We start from the raw sequence: 18,139 nt of genomic DNA, 5'->3' as shown, positions 1-18,139 counted from the left end.
ACCCGAGCCGCTTTTTTCATGACCCGCACCGCAGAAATCACGCGCAACACGAGCGAAACCCAGATTCGTGTCGCGCTCAACCTGGACGGCACCGGCCGCCAGAAACTGAACACCGGGGTCCCGTTCCTCGACCATATGCTCGACCAGATCGCGCGCCATGGCCTGGTCGACCTGGAAGTGGAGGCGGTCGGCGACCTGCACATCGACGCCCACCACACGGTCGAGGACACCGGCATCACGCTGGGCATGGCGGTCGCCAAGGCGATCGGCGACAAGAAGGGCATTCGCCGCTACGGCCACGCCTACGTGCCGCTGGACGAGGCTCTCTCGCGCGTGGTGATCGACTTCTCCGGCCGTCCGGGCCTGGAAATGCACGTGCCGTTCACGCGCGCCATGATCGGCACTTTTGACGTCGACCTGACCACCGAATTCTTCCGTGGCTTCGTCAATCATGCCGGCGTCACCCTGCACATCGATAACCTGCGCGGCACCAACGCGCACCACCAGTGCGAGACCGTATTCAAGGCGTTCGGCCGCGCACTGCGCATGGCGGCAGAGCTGGACGAGCGCGCCGCCGGTACCATCCCCTCGACCAAGGGCAGCCTGTAAGGACGCTAGCGAAAACGTTATGAACAAGATTGTTGTGGTCGATTATGGCATGGGCAACCTGCGTTCGGTCGCGCAGGCGCTGCGTGCCGTCGCCCCCGAAGCTGACGTCCTGATCTCCGGCGCCGCGGCCGACATCGACGCGGCCGACCGCATCGTGCTGCCCGGCCAGGGCGCGATGCGCGACTGCATGGCGAGCCTGCGCGAATCGGGCGTCGAGGACGCGCTGCGCCGCGCCGCTGCATCCCGCCCGGTGATGGGCGTGTGCGTGGGCGAGCAGATGCTGTTCGACCGTTCCGAGGAAGGAGACACGCCGGGCCTGTCCCTGTTGCCGGGCAAGGTGGTGCGCTTCCAGCTGGACGGCCGGACGCAGGCCGACGGCTCGCGCTTCAAGGTTCCGCAGATGGGCTGGAACCGCGTGCAGCAGGTGCGCGCGCACCCGCTGTGGGAAGGCATCGAGAACGACAGCTATTTTTACTTCGTGCACAGCTACTATGCGGTGCCCGAGGACGCCGCGCACACGATCGGCGAAACCGATTACGGCGACGCCTTCTGCTGCGCGGTCGCCAGGGACAATATCGTCGCCACCCAGTTCCACCCTGAGAAGAGTGCCTCCGCCGGGCTGCGGCTGTATCGCAATTTCGTCCACTGGAACCCCTGATACACATTGAACTTCTACTGACAAAGACCATGCTGCTGATCCCCGCCATCGACCTGAAAGACGGTCACTGCGTTCGCCTGAAACAGGGCGATATGGACCTCGCCACCGTATTTTCCGAAGATCCCGCCGAGATGGCGCTGCACTGGCTCAAGAAGGGCGCGCGCCGCCTGCACCTGGTGGACCTGAACGGCGCGTTCGCCGGCAAGCCGAAGAACGAAGCGGCGATCAAGTCGATCCTGACGGTCGTGCAGGACTACGCCGAGGAGAATGACCTCGACGAGATTCCGGTGCAGCTGGGCGGTGGCATCCGCGACCTGGACACCATCGAGCGTTACCTGGACGACGGCATCACCTACATCATCGTCGGCACCGCCGCGGTCAAGAATCCGGGCTTCCTGCACGACGCCTGCGGCGCCTTCCCTGGCCACATCATCGTCGGCCTGGACGCCAAGGACGGCAAGGTCGCCACCGACGGCTGGAGCAAGATGTCCGGCCACGAGGTCATCGACCTGGCCAAGAAGTTCGAAGGCTACGGCGTCGAGTCGATCGTCTACACCGACATCGGCCGCGACGGCATGATGGCCGGGGTGAACATCGAAGCCACCGTCAAGCTGGCCAAGGCGGTCAGGGTGCCGATCATCGCTTCCGGCGGCGTGCACAACCTGGCCGACGTCGAAGCCCTGTGCGCGGTGCAGGACGAAGGCATCGAAGGCGTGATCTGCGGCCGCTCGATCTACGAGGGCACGCTCGACCTGGCCTCGGCCCAGCAGCGCGCCGACGAACTGACCGAGGGCGCCCAGGCTTAACCCATGCTCGCAAAACGCATCATCCCGTGCCTGGACGTGACCGGCGGTCGCGTCGTCAAGGGCGTCAACTTTACCGAGCTGCGCGACGCCGGCGACCCGGTCGAGATCGCGCGCCGCTACGACGAACAGGGCGCGGACGAAATCACCTTCCTCGACATCACCGCTTCCTCCGACGGCCGCGACCTGATCCTGCCGATCATCGAGGCGGTGGCGTCGACCGTGTTCATTCCGCTGACCGTTGGCGGCGGCGTGCGCAAGGTGGAGGACGTGCGGCGCCTGCTCAACGCGGGCGCCGACAAGGTCAGCATCAACACCTCGGCGGTGACCAACCCGCAGCTGGTGTACGAGGCCTCGCAAAAGCACGGCGCGCAGTGCATCGTGGTGGCGATCGACGCCAAGCAGGTCGCGCCCGGCAAGTGGGAAGTCTTCACGCATGGCGGCCGTAACCGTACTGGCCTGGATGCCGTCGAGTGGGCACGCAAAATGGAAAGCCTGGGCGCCGGCGAGCTGCTGCTCACCAGCATGGACCGCGACGGCACCCGAATCGGTTTCGACCTGGGCCTGACGCGCGCCGTGTCCGATGCGGTTGGCATTCCGGTGATCGCCTCCGGCGGCGTGGGCGGTCTGCAGGATCTGGCCAATGGCGTGCTCGAAGGCCGCGCCGACGCGGTGCTGGCCGCCAGCATTTTCCACTACGGGCAGCACACCGTGGGTGAAGCCAAGCGCTACATGGCCGAGCGCGGCATTCCCATGCGCCTTGTTTAAGGAATCTTCATGCCGACCGCAACAACGACGCCAGCGGCCAATGCCAAGTGGCTCAAGAAGGTCAAGTGGGACGAGCACGGCCTGGTGCCGGTGATCGCCCAGGAGGCGGCGACCGGCGACATTTTGATGTTCGCCTGGATGAACCGCGATGCGCTGGCCAGGACCGTGGAGCTGGGCGAGGCGGTGTATTGGAGCCGCTCGCGCAAGAAGCTGTGGCACAAGGGCGAGGAATCCGGCCATGTGCAAAAGGTGCTGGAAATCCGCCTGGACTGCGACGAGGACGTGGTGCTGCTCAAGGTCGAGCAGGCCGGCGGCATCGCCTGCCACACCGGGCGCCATTCATGCTTCTTCCAGAAGTTCGACGGCGCCGACTGGCAGTCCGTGGAGCCGGTGCTGCAGGACCCGGACGCGATCTACACCAAACCCAAGAAAAGCAAATGAGTATTAGCCTGGAGCGCCTTGCGCAAGTGATCGAGTCGCGCAAGCCCGAAAACGGCGGCGACCCCGAGACGTCATATGTGGCGCGCCTGTTCAAGAAGGGCGACGACGCGATCCTCAAAAAAATCGGCGAGGAAGCCACCGAAACCGTGATGGCGGCCAAGGACGCGCGCGCTTCCGGCGACGCATCCAAGGTATTGTATGAGTGCGCCGACCTGTGGTTCCACTCGATGGTGATGCTGGCCCAGTTCGGCCTCAAGCCGCAGCAGGTGATCGACGAGCTGGCGCGGCGCGAAGGCGTGTCGGGCCTGGAAGAAAAAGCGTCGCGCAAAGAATAGATCGGAGACAACATGGACAACTGCATCTTCTGCAAGATCGCCAACAAGCAAATCCCTTCGAGCATTGTCTACGAAGACGATAACTTGCTCGCGTTCAAGGACATCAACCCGGCCGCGCCCGTGCACCTGCTGGTGATTCCAAAGCAGCACGTGGCCACCTTGTCCGAATGCACGGAAGAACATGCGGAAGTGCTGGGCAAGATGCTGGCGCTGGTGCCGCGCCTTGCGGCCGAGCATGGCATCTCGGTAACGCGTGGCGCCGACGGCGAGCCCAGCGGCGGTTTCAAGACGCTGATCAATAGCGGACCGGATGGTGGCCAGGAGGTGTACCACCTGCACCTGCACTTGTACGGCGGACCACGTCCGTGGCGCGGCATGCGCACCTGAGCCACAAGAATCTGTAAGAATCTGTTCCAGATCCCAAAGATGGGGCCACGTGTGCCGCGCATCGCTTATACTGGCGGCTGCGGTTCCACGAATTCAGGCGCCTTGGCGCGCCTTGCAAGGAGAATATGATGGGTTCTATGAGTATCTGGCACTGGGTTATCGTACTGGTCGTGGTGATGCTGATTTTCGGCACCAAGAAGCTGGGCAACATCGGCTCCGACCTCGGCAAGGCTGTTAAAGGCTTCAAGGACGGGGTCAAGGGCGAGGAAGAAAAAGACGCCGCCGCGCCGGCCGCCACCGTGCAGCCGCCGCAACAAGTGGCCGACAAGTCGACCATCGACGTCGAGACCCGCGAGAAAACCCGTTCTTAATAGCAGCACCGTTCCATGATCGATCTTGGTCTTTCCAAGCTCGCCATCATTGGCGTGGTGGCGCTGGTCGTGATCGGCCCTGAAAAGCTGCCGAAGGTGGCGCGCATGGCTGGCACGCTGTACGGGCGTGCGCAGCGTTATCTGGCGGACGTCAAATCCGAAGTCAGCCGCGAGATCGAGCTTGACGAACTGCGCAACCTGCACAAGGAAATGGCCGAGAGCGCGCAGTCGATCAAGGAAGAGGTCGAGCACACCGTCGCCACCAACGTGGGCGAAGTCGAGGCCGCGTGGCGGGGCGATACCTATACAGCGCCAACCCCGTCGGCCACCGTCAGCGACATGGAGCGCAAGGCGCGCGATTTCCGCCGTAAAAAGCTGGTACGCAGCTCGAGCATTCCCGCCTGGTACAAGCAGCGCACCGGCATGAAGACGCACGTGATGTCGGGCGCGGCGCGTGTGCGCAAGTACCGTCCCGGCGTCAAATCCAACACATCCTTTTTCTAATGACCGACGAACTAGCTGGCGAAGAAACTTTCATTTCCCACCTGGTCGAGCTGCGTGACCGCCTGGTCAAGGCGTCAATCGGAATCGCCATCGCCTGCGGCGTGCTGATGCTCTGGCCGGGACCGGCGGAAATTTACGATCTGCTCGCCGCGCCGATGCTCGCCTCGCTGCCGGCCGGTTCGAGAATGATCGCGACCGGCGTCGTGGCGCCGTTCCTGGTGCCGATGAAGGTGACGCTGGCGATCGCCTTCATCGTCGCGCTGCCGTGGGTGTTCTACCAGCTCTGGGCCTTCGTGGCCCCGGGTTTGTACGCGCACGAAAAGCGGTTGGTGATGCCGCTGGTGATCTCGTCATCGGTCCTGTTCGTCCTCGGGGTGGCATTTTGCTACTTCTTCGTGTTCGGCCGCGTGTTCCACTTCATCGCCGCATTCGCGCCCTCATCGATCGCGGTCACGCCGGACATTGAGAATTACCTCGACTTCGTCATGTCGATGTGCCTGGCGTTCGGTGCCACGTTCGAGGTGCCGGTGGTGGTGGTGATCCTGGTGCGCATGGGGCTGGTGAGCATCGAAAAGCTCAAGTCGATCCGGCCATACGCAATCGTGGGCGCGTTCGTGATAGCTGCGATCGTCACGCCGCCGGACGTGGTCAGCCAGCTGGCGCTGGCGCTGCCGATGTGCCTGCTGTTCGAGCTGGGACTGTGGGTAGCGCCGATCTTCGAGCGCGCGACCCGGGCGCCTGAAGAAGCCGCCTGAGGCACGGCGCACGGGAGGCGTAGGGGGCGCGGGGCCGCCGAGGACCTGTGCGCACGCGGTCATCGCATGCGGGTTCGCGGCTTCGCTTTGGGCCGGAACCGCGTGCGCACAGGTGCGCACCCTACGGTATCAACTGGCTAACGCAATATCGACTTCCACGCCGCCGCTTAATTGGTTCTCAACAAGCCGCCATTGCCCAATCCGCCCGCAACGTCCTGGGCCTTGTAGGCGCGCACCGCCTTGACCATCTGGTTGTACGAATCCATGAACGACGCGGCCAGCACCTTGCCCTGCGGCGTATTCGAAAAGCCGTTCACCCCCGCCAGGTTGTTCTGGAAGAACCCGCCCATCAGTCCAAAATCCCAGTTCTTCGCGCTGCCCTCCGCGGCTGCGAGCTGGATGCCCGAGCGGTTGTCAGTCAGCAACAGGATAGTCGACGCCTCGTTCGACTTCATCGACCCGCCGAGCAGGGACGCGACCGCCCCGATCTTGCCGCCGAATAGCGCGCCGGCGCCACCCGTGCCCTGCTGGCTGAACGTGATCGACGGCGTCACCGTGTAATCCGCCGCGACCATCTGGCCTTTGCCCATTTTGCTGGTGCGCCGCAGCTCGCCGGACTGCATCAGCTCACGTTCGCCCTGCATCTGAGCCATCGCCTGGCCGCGCTCGACGACAACGAAGCAGTTCGACTGCTGGATGATCATGCGCAAGAGCGGCACTGTGCTTTGCATGCGGTATTCGACGGTGAACTGGTGCACCCACGGCTGGTTCGCGTCCTCGACAATGGTCAGGGTGCCGAGCGAGCGGTCGCAGCGTTCCAGCTGATCGTTGGCGCCCACGGCATTGGCGCCGCCCGCCGCGCCAGTGGCAACGGTCTTGGCGCTGGATGCACCCATGGAAGGGGTGGTGCCGGCACAGGCGGCCAGCGACAACAATAGCGGAAGCAGCGTCAGGGCAGGGTAGCGCGCAGCGTTCATCTTGATGTCCTTTTGCGATGGGGGTGGATGCCATGGCGGCAATCTGGCCATCGTAGTGGACTTACAGCAAGCGTTCGCTGCGTGGAATCAAGCTCTGGTGATCATCAGGACGAAAACTCCCCTAGCCCCTGTTGACCGCAATCATTTGCTGCGTTGATCCCTACCAATTTGAACGTTAGCAAGTCGAGCAACAATGGGCCGGTCTATACGCATGTGGCCAGCCGACGGCCAACGCGTTTGCCCAATGCCGAAACCAACAGGAGAATCTCATCATGGCAGTCGACGCATATCTGCAAATCGAAGGCATCAAAGGCGAGTCGATGGACGACAAGCACAAGGACTGGATCGAATGCTTGGACGTGGACTTCGGTGTGGAGCAGCCGCGCAGTCCCGTGGTTTCGACCAGCGGCGGTCATACGTCGGCGCGGGCCGAGTTCGATGAGGTCCTGGTGACCAAGTTCGCCGACCTATCCACCCCGATCCTGCTGCAACACTGCGCGATGGGCAAGACTATCCCGAAGGCAAAATTCGAGTTCTTTCGCGCAGATGGCAATGGCACCCGGGTCAAGTATTTCGAAATGGTGCTGGAAAACGTACTGATCGGATCCGTGAAGCCAGGCTTAAAGCCGGGCGGCGGTATGCAAGAGCACATGTGTTTGAAATTCGCCAAAGTGAAATGGACGTACACCCAGCAGAAGATTAGCGGTGGCGCTGGTGGCAGCACCATGGGCGGCTGGGATCTGTCGGCAAACAAGGTCATCGCGTAGGTGCTTGCATGGCCGCTGTCGACGTAAACAAATTTGCCACGCACTTGCGCACGCATGCCTTTCGGCACAGCGGAAGGATATGCGCGAAGAAGGTTCGCGAAGCCCTGGAAGCGGCAGGCGGTGATACCACTGGGCATCTCGGCGATGCCAAAACGTGGGGCACTACATTGCTAAGAATGGGGTTCCGTGAACTTCCAGTGGAGGACCCGGACCGGTACAAACCATTGAAGGGTGACGTTGTCGTTATTCAGCCCTACGAAGGTGGAAACCCGTCCGGGCATATAGCAGCTTTTGACGGCAAGAACTGGATTTCGGATTTCATCCAACGTGACTTCTGGTCCGGTGAAGGCTACCGAAAGAAAAAACCGCCCTATGTTTTCTACCGCCCTTAACCGAATTGCCGTTGGCACCGTTCTGGCCTTGGCTAGCTATAACGGCTTGTCGGCCGAATACAAGCCGCGGGTTCTGCGCGAGCCTGTCCTTGGGCTTCGCTATGAATCCGCAAAAGTGAAGTTCGAATCTGTGCCGCTAAAGGTGCAAGCAAGTTGCGAGAGCTTGCGAGATAACGAGAACGGCAGGGGCGTGTGGTACGTGTACGCCCAAGCAAGCGATGCGTCGGGAAGGAGTTTTTACGTTATCGGCGGATACGAAATCCGGTACAACGAAACCGGCCGGCGTAACAAATACTCGACCGACGACTTCGGGGTGTTGCTGTACACAGAAGGCGACTCATGCACCGACGTCGACTCAGCACGGCAGGTCTTTGATGACCGGATTTTTGACTCAGTGCCACAGCCGATCCTATCGAAACTTGCAAGTGACTTGGCGAAGCGGCTTGTACGGGCCTATGGCGGCGCCGGCAGGCTTCGCGCCGAGTTACAGGCTCAGCACATAGACCCGGAAGAGCTTCCGGCCGAGCTGCATGATGCGATGAAGCCATATCTGTCGCGCTAGACCCATCGGTTGAATCCAGGACTATGTCATCTACCGTCCTTAACCAGGCCCTCGTTTGCGCATCGCTTGCTTTGGCCAGTACCGCCGTGCTGGCTAAGGATTCTCAGCCCGCACTTTCGTGTGAAACTGCAAAGGTCGAACGGGCTGCGCTGAGACAAGCGCCCAAGGGCACACATCGCGTGGGAAGGCATATGTTGGAGGTCACGACAAAAAAAGGGCCTCAGCGATTTGTCGACAAGCCTCCGCATGACGAGCGCGAAATGGATGGCCTGCACTGGCGCTACTGCGGTTTCAACGCCCAAGTACAGGCTCATCTGATCGAAAGGATGGATGAAAGCTCGTATTCCGGAGATCTCTTGCTCAATGAGAGCGGGAAGTTGCTGCACGCTGGGCACACTGTCTTGTTTTCGGCGAGTCGAAACGAGTTCTTGGCGATTAAACAGGTAGCCGGTGAAGATGGTGAGGAATGGGCCATCTACAACTTGGCCGGGAATACGATGTGGAAGGGCTACGCAGGGACACTCGCGAAAGTGGATGGTGCTGTCGTATCTACGTTCGAACGTCCCCAATGGAACAAGCAAGGCGAACTGACAGCGCGTTCTGTGTGCGCATCCTCGAAGGTTCAGGGAGTCGTAACACTAGCGCGGTCGCCGTCAGGCGAATGGAATTGGCGCGGCCATCCAAAATGTTCGTAACGGGTCCCGAGCACCCGCCGGACCCGCTCGCCCGCGCCCGAATCACCGCATCAACTCACCGATCATCTTGACCGGTGCATTGCCGAAGCTTAAGAACTGCTCGTTGAACTGCTTCAGGTTGAACTTGTCGCCCAGCTCCTGCTTGCGCCGCTCGCGCAGCTCCGAGATCTCGCTGTAGCCCGAGAAGTAACTGGTCAGCTGCACCGATGACAGCTGCGCGCGGCGCCATTTCTCGATCGCTTCCTGCGGGGTCTGGAATGCCTGGCGCACCAGCAGGTCGAGCGCCTGATCCTCTGTCATGCCCAGCACGTGCACGCTGTAGTCGAGAATGGTGTTGGTCACGCTGCGCAGGTTCCACTTGCACCACATGAGCCACATCTCTGGCGCGTTGTCGCCGTAGCCCGCTTCGAGCATCATGCGCTCGCTGTACACCGCCCAGCCCTCGACCATTGCGCCGTTCCCGAACAGCGATTTGACCAGCGACGGCGAGCGGTTCGCGTACGACAGCTGCGCGTAGTGGCCAGGGATCGCCTCGTGGATGTTCAGGATCTGCAGCATCCAGTCGTTGTACTCGCGCAGGCTCGATTCGGCCTGCTCGTTTGATAAGCCGTCGAGTGGCGTGACGTTGTAGTACGTGCGGTCCTTCGGCCGATACGGGCCCGGTGCGTCGACGCTGGCGCCAGCCACGCCGCGCTTGTAGGGCGGTGTCTCGCGGACTACCAGCGGCTTGCTGGGGTCGAGCGTGAGCAGGTCGTTCTTCGTCACGAAATCCTGCAGCAGCGGGATCTGGCGCTTAATCTCGGGGAAGAAGTTCTCGCGCGCGACGTGGTGTTCCGACAGCTTGGCGATCACCATGCCGATCTTCTGGTAGCGGTCCTGCGGCTTGGCCGCATTGCCCATGGTCGTCGGCCACAGCTGGTCGGCCAGGCCGTCCATTCGGGAGAGGAGTTCGTCGCGCGCCGCCAGCGCCTTGCGGTAGGTCTGCTCGGCGCTGCTGGCGGACTGGATCTCGAGCGCGAACTTCTGCTCGTACAGGTCCTTCCCGATGCGGAACGAACGCGCGCGCTGCATCTGCTGCTGCGACTTGTCCAGGTCCGAAAGGAAGTCGACCCAGTGGATGACCGCCGTGCCCGCGTTGGCCACCCGCACCTCGAAGATCGCCTTTTCCTGCGGTGACAGGATCGACTCCTGCGCGGCCTTGCCCAGGTCGGCCAGTACGGCCAGCGTGCCGGGCGCCTGCGCCAGCGCGAGCTGGGTGTGTTCGTGCGTGGGGTTGACGATCGATGCCTGCGCCGCCTGGTAGTAGGCTGGCACCTGGGCCAGTCGCTTGAGGATGGTGCGCAAACGCTGCGCCTTGGCGGCGTATTCGGTGGTTAGAATCAGGTCGAGTGGCTCGGCTACGTTGTAGACCGCCGGGTTCCACTCGAATTCGCGCAAGGTGGTCAGGCGCCAGCGGTCGTTTTCCAGCTTGTTGGTCAGGAGGGCCAGATCGGTGCGCTGGCTCGGCGACAGCTGGGATGCGTTGACCTTGTTGAACTTGTCGAGCCACTCATTGATGAAGGCAAGCCGCTTGGCGCGCGTGGCGGCGTCGGGAATAGTCAGGTTGGCGGCCACGTCGAATTTGCCGACTTCGATGCCGCCTTCCGGGTCCATGCGCCACAGCGCGGTCAGGAACTGCATCGACATCGCGTCCATCGCACGGTCCTGCCGGCGTTCGGCGAGGACCGGTTTCGGCGCCGGTACTGGCGCGGCCTTGGCGACCGCTTCCTTGTTCGATGCCTTGGTCTTGGATGGCGTCTTGGCCGTATTTACCTTGCCAGATTTGGCCTTGACCGGCTTGGCATGCCGGGCGGCGCTCGCGGGCGCCAGCGCAACGCATGCGAGCAGCGCGGCCAGCGCAATCTTCGTTTTCATCATCGTAATCGGCCTTCCAGATAAAGCACGGGGTGCCGGGCGCAGCACATGCACGGCGGGGCGCCAGATTAGCATCAATCAGGCGCTACGCACGACCCGGGTTTGTAACAAATGTTGAGCCCAATGCGGCCAGCGCCGCTTCGCGCGGCAGCGCACGTCCCGCAGCCGCAGCGTCGGGCGGCAGCCAGTCGGCGAACGCGGTTTCGACGTTGACATGGTGGCCGCGCGCCGTATGTTGCTGGTCGATGCGGGCCAGGCGCGAAGGGTCGATTTCCGCAGCCAGCCTTGCCAGCGCCGGCCACAGGCGCCGGTGGACCAGCGTGAGCTTGCCGTCCACCAGCCGGCACACCGCCACGTCCGGGTCCGCGCTGACATGCTGGAGCAGGTCGAAAATGCGTTTGCCCTGCGGGTGCGCCCACCAGCTACCCTTGATCGGTTCGCCGGCGATGGCTTGCGCGAGCGAGGGCACAGGACCTTTTGCCGATGCCAGCACCACGCCGTGCTCGCGTACGAAGTCGAGGGCGTCCCTGGCGTCCATCAGTTGATCATGCCGGCGCGGATCAGGTCCTTGAGCTTGGTGTTGAGGGTTGCGACCGCGTCCTTGCCGTTGGCGATATCGGTCAGCAGGATTTCGCTGTCCTTGGTAAAGCGATGCCCGACCCGGATTGTGTACGAGCGCGTGGCCCAGCTCCAGAAGCCGTTCACAAACGTGGCTTCGTCCATGTCGCGCCACTTCACGCCCTGCACGCCCTTCGCCCACGGCAGCACACCCGAGTAGGCCCAGACGCCGACGTCGTCAACGTAGAGCTGCACGCTGCGCACCAGCATGAAGCGGTAGCCGACCAGCAGCACCGACACCGCCAGCACCGCGATCGCGGCCAGGTGGTTCCACAGGAAGGCAAGTAGCGCCAGGCCGAGCAGCACGGCGGCAAGCGCCGCCACGCCGGCATAGGCGACCCAGGACTTGACGCCGATGACCTGCGCGTCGGCCGAGCGTGTCAGGGCGATTTCTTCTTCCATTCGTGATGTCCCTTTTGTAAAAGGCACATGATCACATGGATAAGACCGCCACGCCAGCCCCCGTTCCGGGCGGGTGCACGATCAGCGGGCCAGCCCCTGCTGCAGCATCATCAGCATATCTTCCGGCGACATGCGCGCCGCCAGGTCGCTGCCCTCTAACAGGCTGTCGGCCAGGTCGCGCTTGTGCCCGTGCAGTTCGACGATGCCTTCTTCGATCGTGTGTTGCGCCACCAGCCGGTAGATCGTCACCGGCCGCTGCTGGCCCATGCGGTGCGCGCGGTCCGATGCCTGGTCCTCCACCGCCGGGTTCCACCACGGGTCCATGTGGATCACGTAGTCGGCCGCGGTCAGGTTGATGCCGACGCCGCCCGCCTTCAGGCTGATCAGGAAGACGTCGCCGTCGCCGGCCTGGAACGCCTCGACGCGCTTTTTCCGCTCCTGCATCGGCGTTGCGCCATCGAGGTACTGGTAGCGGATGCCGCGTTCGTCCAGATGCTTGCGGATCAGCGCCAAGTGGTCGACGAACTGGCTGAACACCAGCACCTTGTGGCGGTTCTCCAGCAGGCCAGCGAGCAGGTGCGCGAAGGTGGCGAGCTTGCTGCTGGCGATGTTCAGCCCCGGCGCGACCAGCTCCGGGTTGCAGCAGGCGCGGCGCAGCTTCATCATCTCGGCCAGGATCTGGATCGCCTTCTGGTTCTGCGGCGCTTCGAGCGCGGCCAGCTTGTCGAGCGCTTCGCGGCGCAGCGATTCGTAAAGCGCGGTCTCTTCCTGCGTCAGTTCGACCGGCACCGTGATCTCGGTGCGCGGCGGCAGCTCGGACAGCACCTGGGCCTTGGTACGGCGCAGGATGAAGGGCTGGGTCAGGCGGCGCAGGCGCGCACGCGCCGCGCTCTCGGCGCGCTTGTCCTGCGCGCGCTCGATCGGACCGGCGAAGCGCAGGTTGAACTGGTCGCTGGTGCCGAGCAGGCCCGGGTTGATGAACCTGAACAGGTTCCACAGCTCGCCCAGGTGATTCTCCAGCGGGGTGCCGGTGGCGACCATGCGAAAGTCCCCTTGCAGCGCCATCACCGCTTGCGAGCGGCGCGTGTGCGCGTTCTTGATCGCCTGCGCTTCGTCGAGCACGATGGTGTGCCAGCGCGGTTTGGCAAACAGCGGCGCTTCCAGCTGCAGCAGGCCGTAGCTGGCGATCACCAGGTCGAATGGCTGCAGGTTGTCCAGCATCGCCGCGCGGTCGCCCGGACCGAACAGCTTGACGTTCAGGGTCGGCGCAAAGCGCGCGCTTTCCGCGATCCAGTTCATGCACACCGAAGTCGGCGCCACCACCAGTGTGGGGCCATTGGGTGCGCGCGACAGGATCAGGGCCAGCGCCTGCAGCGTCTTGCCCAGGCCCATGTCGTCCGCGAGGCAGGCGCCGACACCCCAATGCGCAAGGCGCGCCAGCCATTCGAAGCCTTCGCGCTGGTAGTCGCGCAGCTCGGCTTGCAGGGTGGACGGCAGCTGGGGCTCATAGTCTGTGCTGGCCTTCATGCGCGCCAGGTGTTCGCGCCAGGCCTTGTCCGCTTTGACCCCGCCGGCGTCGTGCGCCAGCTCTTCCAATGCGAAGCTGGCCAGCGGGTGCACGCGCACCGCGTCGCCTGCTTGCTCGCCGTAGGCCAACAGCTCGGTCAGGCGCCGGTGCAGTTCGTTCGACAACGCGAGGAACTGGTTCTCGCCCAGCGCCACGAAGCGTCCCTCGCTTTCGCGCAGGCGTTCAAGCAGCGTGCGCAGGTTCATCACCCTGTTTTCGTCGATCCGCACTTCGCCGTCGAGCGCGAACCAGTCCTTGTCGCGCTTAATGGTGAGGCGCACGGAGCTTGATTCCACCCGGCGGCTCACGCGGAACGGCTCGCCGTCCGGCCATGCCACCACGACCTTTGCCGGGTCCAGCGCCTGCAGTTCGGCCACCAGCTCCAGGCATTGCAGCGGCTGGCCAAGCAGCCACTCGCCGTGTTCCTGTTCCGCGTGTTCGAGCGCATGGCAGGCGCCGGCCAGCTCGCGCTCGGCCTCGCGTTCGCCGTTCAGGTTGCGGCGCGCTTCCAGCCGCACGCCATTCACCTCGCCGATCACGCGCTCGGCGCCGCTGCCCGGCTGGTAGTAGGCGCCGGCGTCGGGCAGGGGCCGCACCAGCACCTGCATGCGCAGGCCCTGCTGGTAGGGCAGCAGGTGCACGTGCAGGCGGCTGTCGGCCTCCACCTGCTCGATGTCGGCCGCGCTGCTGCCGATGTCCGACTGCACGGTGACCATGGTCGAGATTGCGCTGATCGCATCCAGCACCCTGCGTTCGGCGGAGAGCGGCACGGTGAGGCCGTCGCCGAGGATCGCCGCGATCCGGCGGTGCTCGTCGTTGATCCGGACCAGCCGCAGCCGGGTTGGCGTTTCGCGCACCACGGTCGAATCGCTGCGCTGGCCGGGCAGCGGCTGCAGCGTGATCGTGACCTTGTCGCCATTGGCCTTGACCAGCAATTCGGGCTCACCCGGCAGCAGTTCGATGCGCGTGCCTGGCGCATCGGAAAGGAACAGCAGCGGATGGCCGACCAGCGCATGGAGCGCCTTGTCGATGTTCAGTTCATAGCTGATGCCGCCGCTGTAGTACCTGCTGTAGGTCTCGATGGCGGTGGCAGCCTGCAGGTCCTGGGCTGTGAGAAAATCGATGACCGCGCCGTCCTCGTACAGACGTTTCAGGCCCATTACGCGTCCGCGGCTCCAACCGCCCTTGGCGTCGCGCTTCTGTTCGCGCGGCTCCAGTTCCGTCACTCCGTAGCGCGGGTCGAAGGCGATCTGCCAGACCAGCCGCGACTCCTTTACCACTTCCTTATTGACGGCGGGCTGCAGGTTGATCAGCGCGTTAAGCTGGCGTTCCCACGGTTCCTCGCGTTCGAACCACAGGGTCATGTCGGTGATGCGGTGCAGCCGGCGCAGTTCGCCGGCACGCTGTTCGTGCCCGACCGCGCCCAATCCGCCAAGGATCGCCGCCAGTTGGGCGGAGATGAAATCGAACCCCGCCTGTTCCGACTGCGCCAGCGCCTCTTCGATCCGCGCGCGCTGCTTGTCCAGTTGCGGCAGGCCGAGCCAGTAATGCAGCAGCGAGCGGAACATCACGGGTTGCAGCGCTGTTTCCCACGTGCGCGAGGGCAGCACCTCGACGTCGGTCGTGCCGCCCTGGATCGTCCGGAACATGCTGAGCTGGTAGAACACCGGGCTGGCCCCTGTTGGCCGCAGCGCCGCCTCCAGATAGGTCTCGGCCATTTGCTGGTGCTTGGCAATCTTTGATCGCAGCAGCGCCGTCACATACAGGAAGGCTCCGAAGCCGTTGAACACCGCCTTGCGCTTGCCCGTTTCGCGCCGCAATGCCTTGATGGCCTGCTCAAAGCCGGCCAGCGCCGCGTCGACCTCGTCACGCATCAGTTTCAGGGCGCTGTCCAGCAACAGGCGCGCCGAGTGGTCCAGTTCTTCCAGCAGGGCGGCGGCGTCAGTCAGGCGGCCGCACAACAGGTAGTGTTCGGCCAGCGCGGCGCGCAGCGCCATCGACGTGGTGCCGCGCGCGATGTGCTGCTCGGCGCAGGCACGCACCTGCGCGGCGATGGCTGGCTCGTGTTGTGCGTGGCTGACCAACTCGGCCAGCACCCGCGCGCGCAGGTCGGGGTGGATGCGATCGATCATGCGCGGCTCGAACGGCCGCGCGCAGATGTCGATCAGCGGGTGCAGGGTAGTGGCGTCGTAGCAGAGCAGGCACGCAGCCAGTATCGGGGGAACTCGCTCGGCATCCCCGCTCAGCAGTTCCGCCCGTAATATCGCGATGCCCTGGCGGTAGCTGCGCAGGATCGGCCGTCCATTCGCTTCGATAGCAAGCGGGTTGACCCGCAGGTAAGCCCAAAACAGCTTTTCCAGGGCGTCGTTGTCGAGGGCCGCTTCAAGCGCAGGCCATGCCGCCGCCGGACTGATCAACGAGCCTCTTCCCGTCACATCGGTGACGAGTCCACGCGCACGGAACATGGCCAGGTCTTCCGTCAGCGCCTCCTCCGTGAATGAGGCGTCGAACAGGGGCGCCAGGTATTCGCGCAAGCGCTTTTTGCCCACCGGCTCGCCGGCGAGCGCGAGCATCGCCAGCACCATTTTTTGCGCCAGATCGCACTCTTCGAGCCGGGCTCGCAAATCCAGTTCGCTCATGCCGGCAGGTTCTCGATCTCGACCGGAGCCAGTCCCGCGGGCAGGGGAATGCCGAACACGCGCAGGTAGAAGTAAAGCTCGGCCTCCAACGTGCGCACGACGCTCTCGGGCTTGCGAAAGCCGTGGCCTTCGCCTTCCAGCGTGATGTATGCCACCGGCACGCCGCGCGCACGCAGCGCGTCCACCATCGTTTCCGACTGCTGCGGCGGCACCACTTTGTCATCGAGCCCCTGGAAGAAGATCATCGGCCGGCGCAGCTTGTCGGTGTGGTTGATCGGCGAGCGTTGCGCATACAGCCTGTCGGCTTCGGGCTGCGGCGCGATCAGGTATTCGTTGTAGTGCGATTCGAACTTGTGCGAGTCCGCGTCCAGGCCCTTCAAATCCGACACGCCGTAATAGCTGGCGCCGGCCTTGAACACGTCATGGAAGGTCAGCGCGTTCAGCGTCGTCAGGCCGCCGGCGCTGCCGCCGCGGATCACCAGCCGCTCCGGGTCGACCAGGCCCTGTTCGGCAAGGTAGCGCGCGCCGGCCACGCAGTCCTCGACATCGATCACGCCCCACTGGCCGCGCAGCGCGTCGCGGTAGGCGCGGCCGAAGCCGGTGCTGCCGCGGTAGTTCACGTCCAGCACGGCGATGCCGCGGCTGGTCCAGAACTGGGTCGCCAGCTTGAGCGTGCTGCTCGCCATGCCGGTCGGCCCGCCATGGCCGATCACCATCAGCGGCGGTTTTTCGCCGGGAAGCGGTTCGAAATCGGCATTTTGCGGCGGGTAGTAGAAGGCATACGTCATGCCGCCGCTGGTGGGGTAGCTGATGCTTTGCGGGACCGACAGGTATCCGCTGTCGGGTAGCTGCTCGATCGAGCGCGCCAGTACCTCACGCGTCCCGTTGGCCAGGTCAAAGCGTGCCAGTTCGAGCGCAATGGTCGGGGCGCCGCCCAGCAGCACAGCGGTGTCGCCGTTCACCCGCAGCTCGCGGATCTCCTGGTAGGGATTGGCGATCTCTTGCAGCTTGCCGTCGCGCGTGGACAAGCGCGCCAGCCGGCTCACCCCGTCCTGGATATAAGTGCAGACGATCTCGTCATCCGAACGGAAGCCGTACAGCGAACCGCCGAAGGTCCAGTGCGGCCCGCCGAATTCGGCGGCGCGCTCGCACAGGGGGCGCACCACTCCATCGGCGAAGTGGTACAGGTTCCACCAGCCGCTGCGGTCGGATACGAAGTGCAGTACTCCGCCTGGCGACCATTCCGGCTGGGTGATCGATTCGTTCTCGCCGCCCGCCACCAGCCGGCCGTTGACCAGCGTGCCGTCGGCCGCGATATCGGCCAGCCACAGTTCGGTGCCCTGCCACGGCATGCGCGGATGGTTCCAGCTCAGCCACGCGAGATGGCGGCCGTCGGGCGACATGCGCGGCGCGGCGTAAAAGTCGGCGCCAATCACCAGCACCGTTTCAAAGCCGTCAAAGCCGATCGCGCATATCGTGTTGACCGGATAAGCCGCGCCGGTCGAATGGTCCTCGCGCACCACGATCAGGCGCTGGCGCTGGCCGTCAAGCGTGAAGTCGGCGTAGCGGCGTTCGCCGCCCGAGGTTACCGGGACCGGTTCGGCACCGTTCTCAACCCGGTAGATACGGTTGTCCGCGTAATGCGAGAACCATGCCGTGCGGTTCTTGACCAGGCAGGCCCCGCCGCCGTACTCGTGCACCCGGGTGCGCACATTGAACGGCGCCGGTGTCAGCTCCTCGACCTGGCCGCCGCGCTGGCGCAGCAGGGTGGTGCGGCCGGCTTCGCTGGCGCGGCCGGCCAGCCAGCAGACATCAAGCCCGTCCAGCATCACCTGCGATAGCGGAGCGGCGCCGGCGGCGACGACCGCGGCGCTGATCGGGGAAGTCCAGGTGCCGGCCGGGGCGGATTGTTTGCGGGATGAGGAGGTCATGGCAATTCCTGTTGCGTGGGCTCGACCCCGCATTATAAGTGCGC

Annotated in this window: 20 protein-coding genes; 14 read left to right on the top strand and 6 right to left on the bottom strand. The window is 64.1% G+C overall.

The window, feature by feature from the left end; genetic code table 11:
- Nucleotides 1-18 precede the first annotated feature (18 nt).
- The 10 genes from hisB (at nucleotide 19) to tatC (ending at nucleotide 5,631) form a co-directional block, all read left to right on the top strand.
- On the top strand, nucleotides 19-609 hold the full coding sequence (gene hisB / locus E4O92_RS21810) for an imidazoleglycerol-phosphate dehydratase HisB (RefSeq protein ID WP_135191773.1): 591 nt from the start codon (nucleotides 19-21) through the stop codon (nucleotides 607-609).
- Between the two features lie 19 nt (nucleotides 610-628).
- The gene (gene hisH, locus E4O92_RS21805) at nucleotides 629-1,267 is read left to right on the top strand and encodes an imidazole glycerol phosphate synthase subunit HisH (protein ID WP_135191772.1); all 639 of its coding nucleotides are present in this window, start codon (nucleotides 629-631) and stop codon (nucleotides 1,265-1,267) included.
- Nucleotides 1,268-1,296: 29 nt separating this feature from the next.
- Nucleotides 1,297-2,073 (top strand): 1-(5-phosphoribosyl)-5-[(5-phosphoribosylamino)methylideneamino]imidazole-4-carboxamide isomerase, encoded by a 777-nt coding sequence (hisA, locus tag E4O92_RS21800; RefSeq protein WP_135191771.1) that lies wholly within the window; start codon nucleotides 1,297-1,299, stop codon nucleotides 2,071-2,073.
- A gap of 3 nt (nucleotides 2,074-2,076) precedes the next feature.
- A complete protein-coding gene (gene hisF / locus E4O92_RS21795) occupies nucleotides 2,077-2,838 on the top strand; it encodes an imidazole glycerol phosphate synthase subunit HisF (protein WP_135191770.1) in 762 nt (253 codons plus the stop codon).
- A 9-nt stretch (nucleotides 2,839-2,847) separates the two neighbouring features.
- Nucleotides 2,848-3,279 carry a phosphoribosyl-AMP cyclohydrolase gene (gene hisI, locus E4O92_RS21790; RefSeq protein ID WP_135191769.1) on the top strand — a complete coding sequence of 144 codons (432 nt, stop codon included), beginning with the start codon at nucleotides 2,848-2,850 and terminating at the stop codon, nucleotides 3,277-3,279.
- Nucleotides 3,276-3,614, top strand: a complete 339-nt coding sequence (locus tag E4O92_RS21785) for a phosphoribosyl-ATP diphosphatase (protein ID WP_135191768.1) — start codon at nucleotides 3,276-3,278, stop codon at nucleotides 3,612-3,614. Before hisI ends, E4O92_RS21785 begins: the two co-directional genes overlap by 4 nt.
- Nucleotides 3,615-3,626: 12 nt before the next feature.
- Nucleotides 3,627-4,001, top strand: coding sequence for a histidine triad nucleotide-binding protein (locus tag E4O92_RS21780; protein ID WP_135191767.1), 375 nt, complete (start codon nucleotides 3,627-3,629; stop codon nucleotides 3,999-4,001).
- Between the two features lie 128 nt (nucleotides 4,002-4,129).
- Nucleotides 4,130-4,372, top strand: coding sequence for a Sec-independent protein translocase subunit TatA (gene tatA, locus E4O92_RS21775; protein WP_135191766.1), 243 nt, complete (start codon nucleotides 4,130-4,132; stop codon nucleotides 4,370-4,372).
- A gap of 15 nt (nucleotides 4,373-4,387) precedes the next feature.
- Complete coding sequence (tatB, locus tag E4O92_RS21770) at nucleotides 4,388-4,876, top strand: Sec-independent protein translocase protein TatB (RefSeq protein WP_135191765.1); 489 nt, start codon at nucleotides 4,388-4,390, stop codon at nucleotides 4,874-4,876.
- On the top strand, nucleotides 4,876-5,631 hold the full coding sequence (gene tatC, locus E4O92_RS21765) for a twin-arginine translocase subunit TatC (RefSeq protein ID WP_135191764.1): 756 nt from the start codon (nucleotides 4,876-4,878) through the stop codon (nucleotides 5,629-5,631). The genes tatB and tatC overlap by 1 nt, the downstream gene beginning before the upstream one ends.
- A gap of 167 nt (nucleotides 5,632-5,798) precedes the next feature.
- Here the strand turns inward: tatC and E4O92_RS21760 are convergent, their stop codons facing one another.
- Complete coding sequence (locus tag E4O92_RS21760) at nucleotides 5,799-6,608, bottom strand: CsgG/HfaB family protein (protein WP_135191763.1); 810 nt, start codon at nucleotides 6,606-6,608, stop codon at nucleotides 5,799-5,801.
- A gap of 272 nt (nucleotides 6,609-6,880) precedes the next feature.
- Between E4O92_RS21760 and E4O92_RS21755 the strand changes: the two genes are divergently transcribed.
- From E4O92_RS21755 to E4O92_RS21740, 4 genes are all read left to right on the top strand, one after another.
- The gene (locus E4O92_RS21755) at nucleotides 6,881-7,375 is read left to right on the top strand and encodes an Hcp family type VI secretion system effector (protein WP_135191762.1); all 495 of its coding nucleotides are present in this window, start codon (nucleotides 6,881-6,883) and stop codon (nucleotides 7,373-7,375) included.
- Between the two features lie 8 nt (nucleotides 7,376-7,383).
- On the top strand, nucleotides 7,384-7,767 hold the full coding sequence (locus tag E4O92_RS21750) for a hypothetical protein (RefSeq protein WP_135191761.1): 384 nt from the start codon (nucleotides 7,384-7,386) through the stop codon (nucleotides 7,765-7,767).
- A complete protein-coding gene (locus E4O92_RS21745; RefSeq protein WP_135191760.1) occupies nucleotides 7,748-8,329 on the top strand; it encodes a hypothetical protein in 582 nt (193 codons plus the stop codon). Before E4O92_RS21750 ends, E4O92_RS21745 begins: the two co-directional genes overlap by 20 nt.
- 191 nt (nucleotides 8,330-8,520) lie before the next feature.
- Nucleotides 8,521-9,024 carry a hypothetical protein gene (locus tag E4O92_RS21740; protein ID WP_167759861.1) on the top strand — a complete coding sequence of 168 codons (504 nt, stop codon included), beginning with the start codon at nucleotides 8,521-8,523 and terminating at the stop codon, nucleotides 9,022-9,024.
- Nucleotides 9,025-9,066: 42 nt separating this feature from the next.
- Here E4O92_RS21740 and E4O92_RS21735 read toward each other — a convergent pair whose 3' ends face one another.
- The 5 genes from E4O92_RS21735 to E4O92_RS21715 all read right to left on the bottom strand — a co-directional run bounded on the left by E4O92_RS21735 (nucleotide 9,067) and on the right by E4O92_RS21715 (nucleotide 18,095).
- Nucleotides 9,067-10,941 (bottom strand): DUF885 domain-containing protein, encoded by a 1,875-nt coding sequence (locus E4O92_RS21735; protein ID WP_135191758.1) that lies wholly within the window; start codon nucleotides 10,939-10,941, stop codon nucleotides 9,067-9,069.
- An 82-nt stretch (nucleotides 10,942-11,023) separates the two neighbouring features.
- The gene (locus E4O92_RS21730; protein ID WP_135191757.1) at nucleotides 11,024-11,476 is read right to left on the bottom strand and encodes a hypothetical protein; all 453 of its coding nucleotides are present in this window, start codon (nucleotides 11,474-11,476) and stop codon (nucleotides 11,024-11,026) included.
- On the bottom strand, nucleotides 11,476-11,958 hold the full coding sequence (locus E4O92_RS21725) for a hypothetical protein (protein WP_135191756.1): 483 nt from the start codon (nucleotides 11,956-11,958) through the stop codon (nucleotides 11,476-11,478). Before E4O92_RS21725 ends, E4O92_RS21730 begins: the two co-directional genes overlap by 1 nt.
- Before the next feature lie 81 nt (nucleotides 11,959-12,039).
- A complete protein-coding gene (locus E4O92_RS21720; RefSeq protein ID WP_135191755.1) occupies nucleotides 12,040-16,164 on the bottom strand; it encodes a DEAD/DEAH box helicase in 4,125 nt (1,374 codons plus the stop codon).
- Nucleotides 16,161-18,095, bottom strand: a complete 1,935-nt coding sequence (locus E4O92_RS21715) for an alpha/beta hydrolase family protein (RefSeq protein ID WP_135191754.1) — start codon at nucleotides 18,093-18,095, stop codon at nucleotides 16,161-16,163. The genes E4O92_RS21720 and E4O92_RS21715 overlap by 4 nt, the downstream gene beginning before the upstream one ends.
- Nucleotides 18,096-18,139 lie beyond the last annotated feature (44 nt).

It is taken from the genome of Massilia horti (genome assembly GCF_004614195.1).
GTDB classification, from domain to species: Bacteria; Pseudomonadota; Gammaproteobacteria; order Burkholderiales; family Burkholderiaceae_D; genus Telluria; species Telluria horti.
The sequence above is the reverse complement of the archived record's forward strand: the minus strand, read 5'-3'. Positions and strand labels throughout refer to the sequence as shown.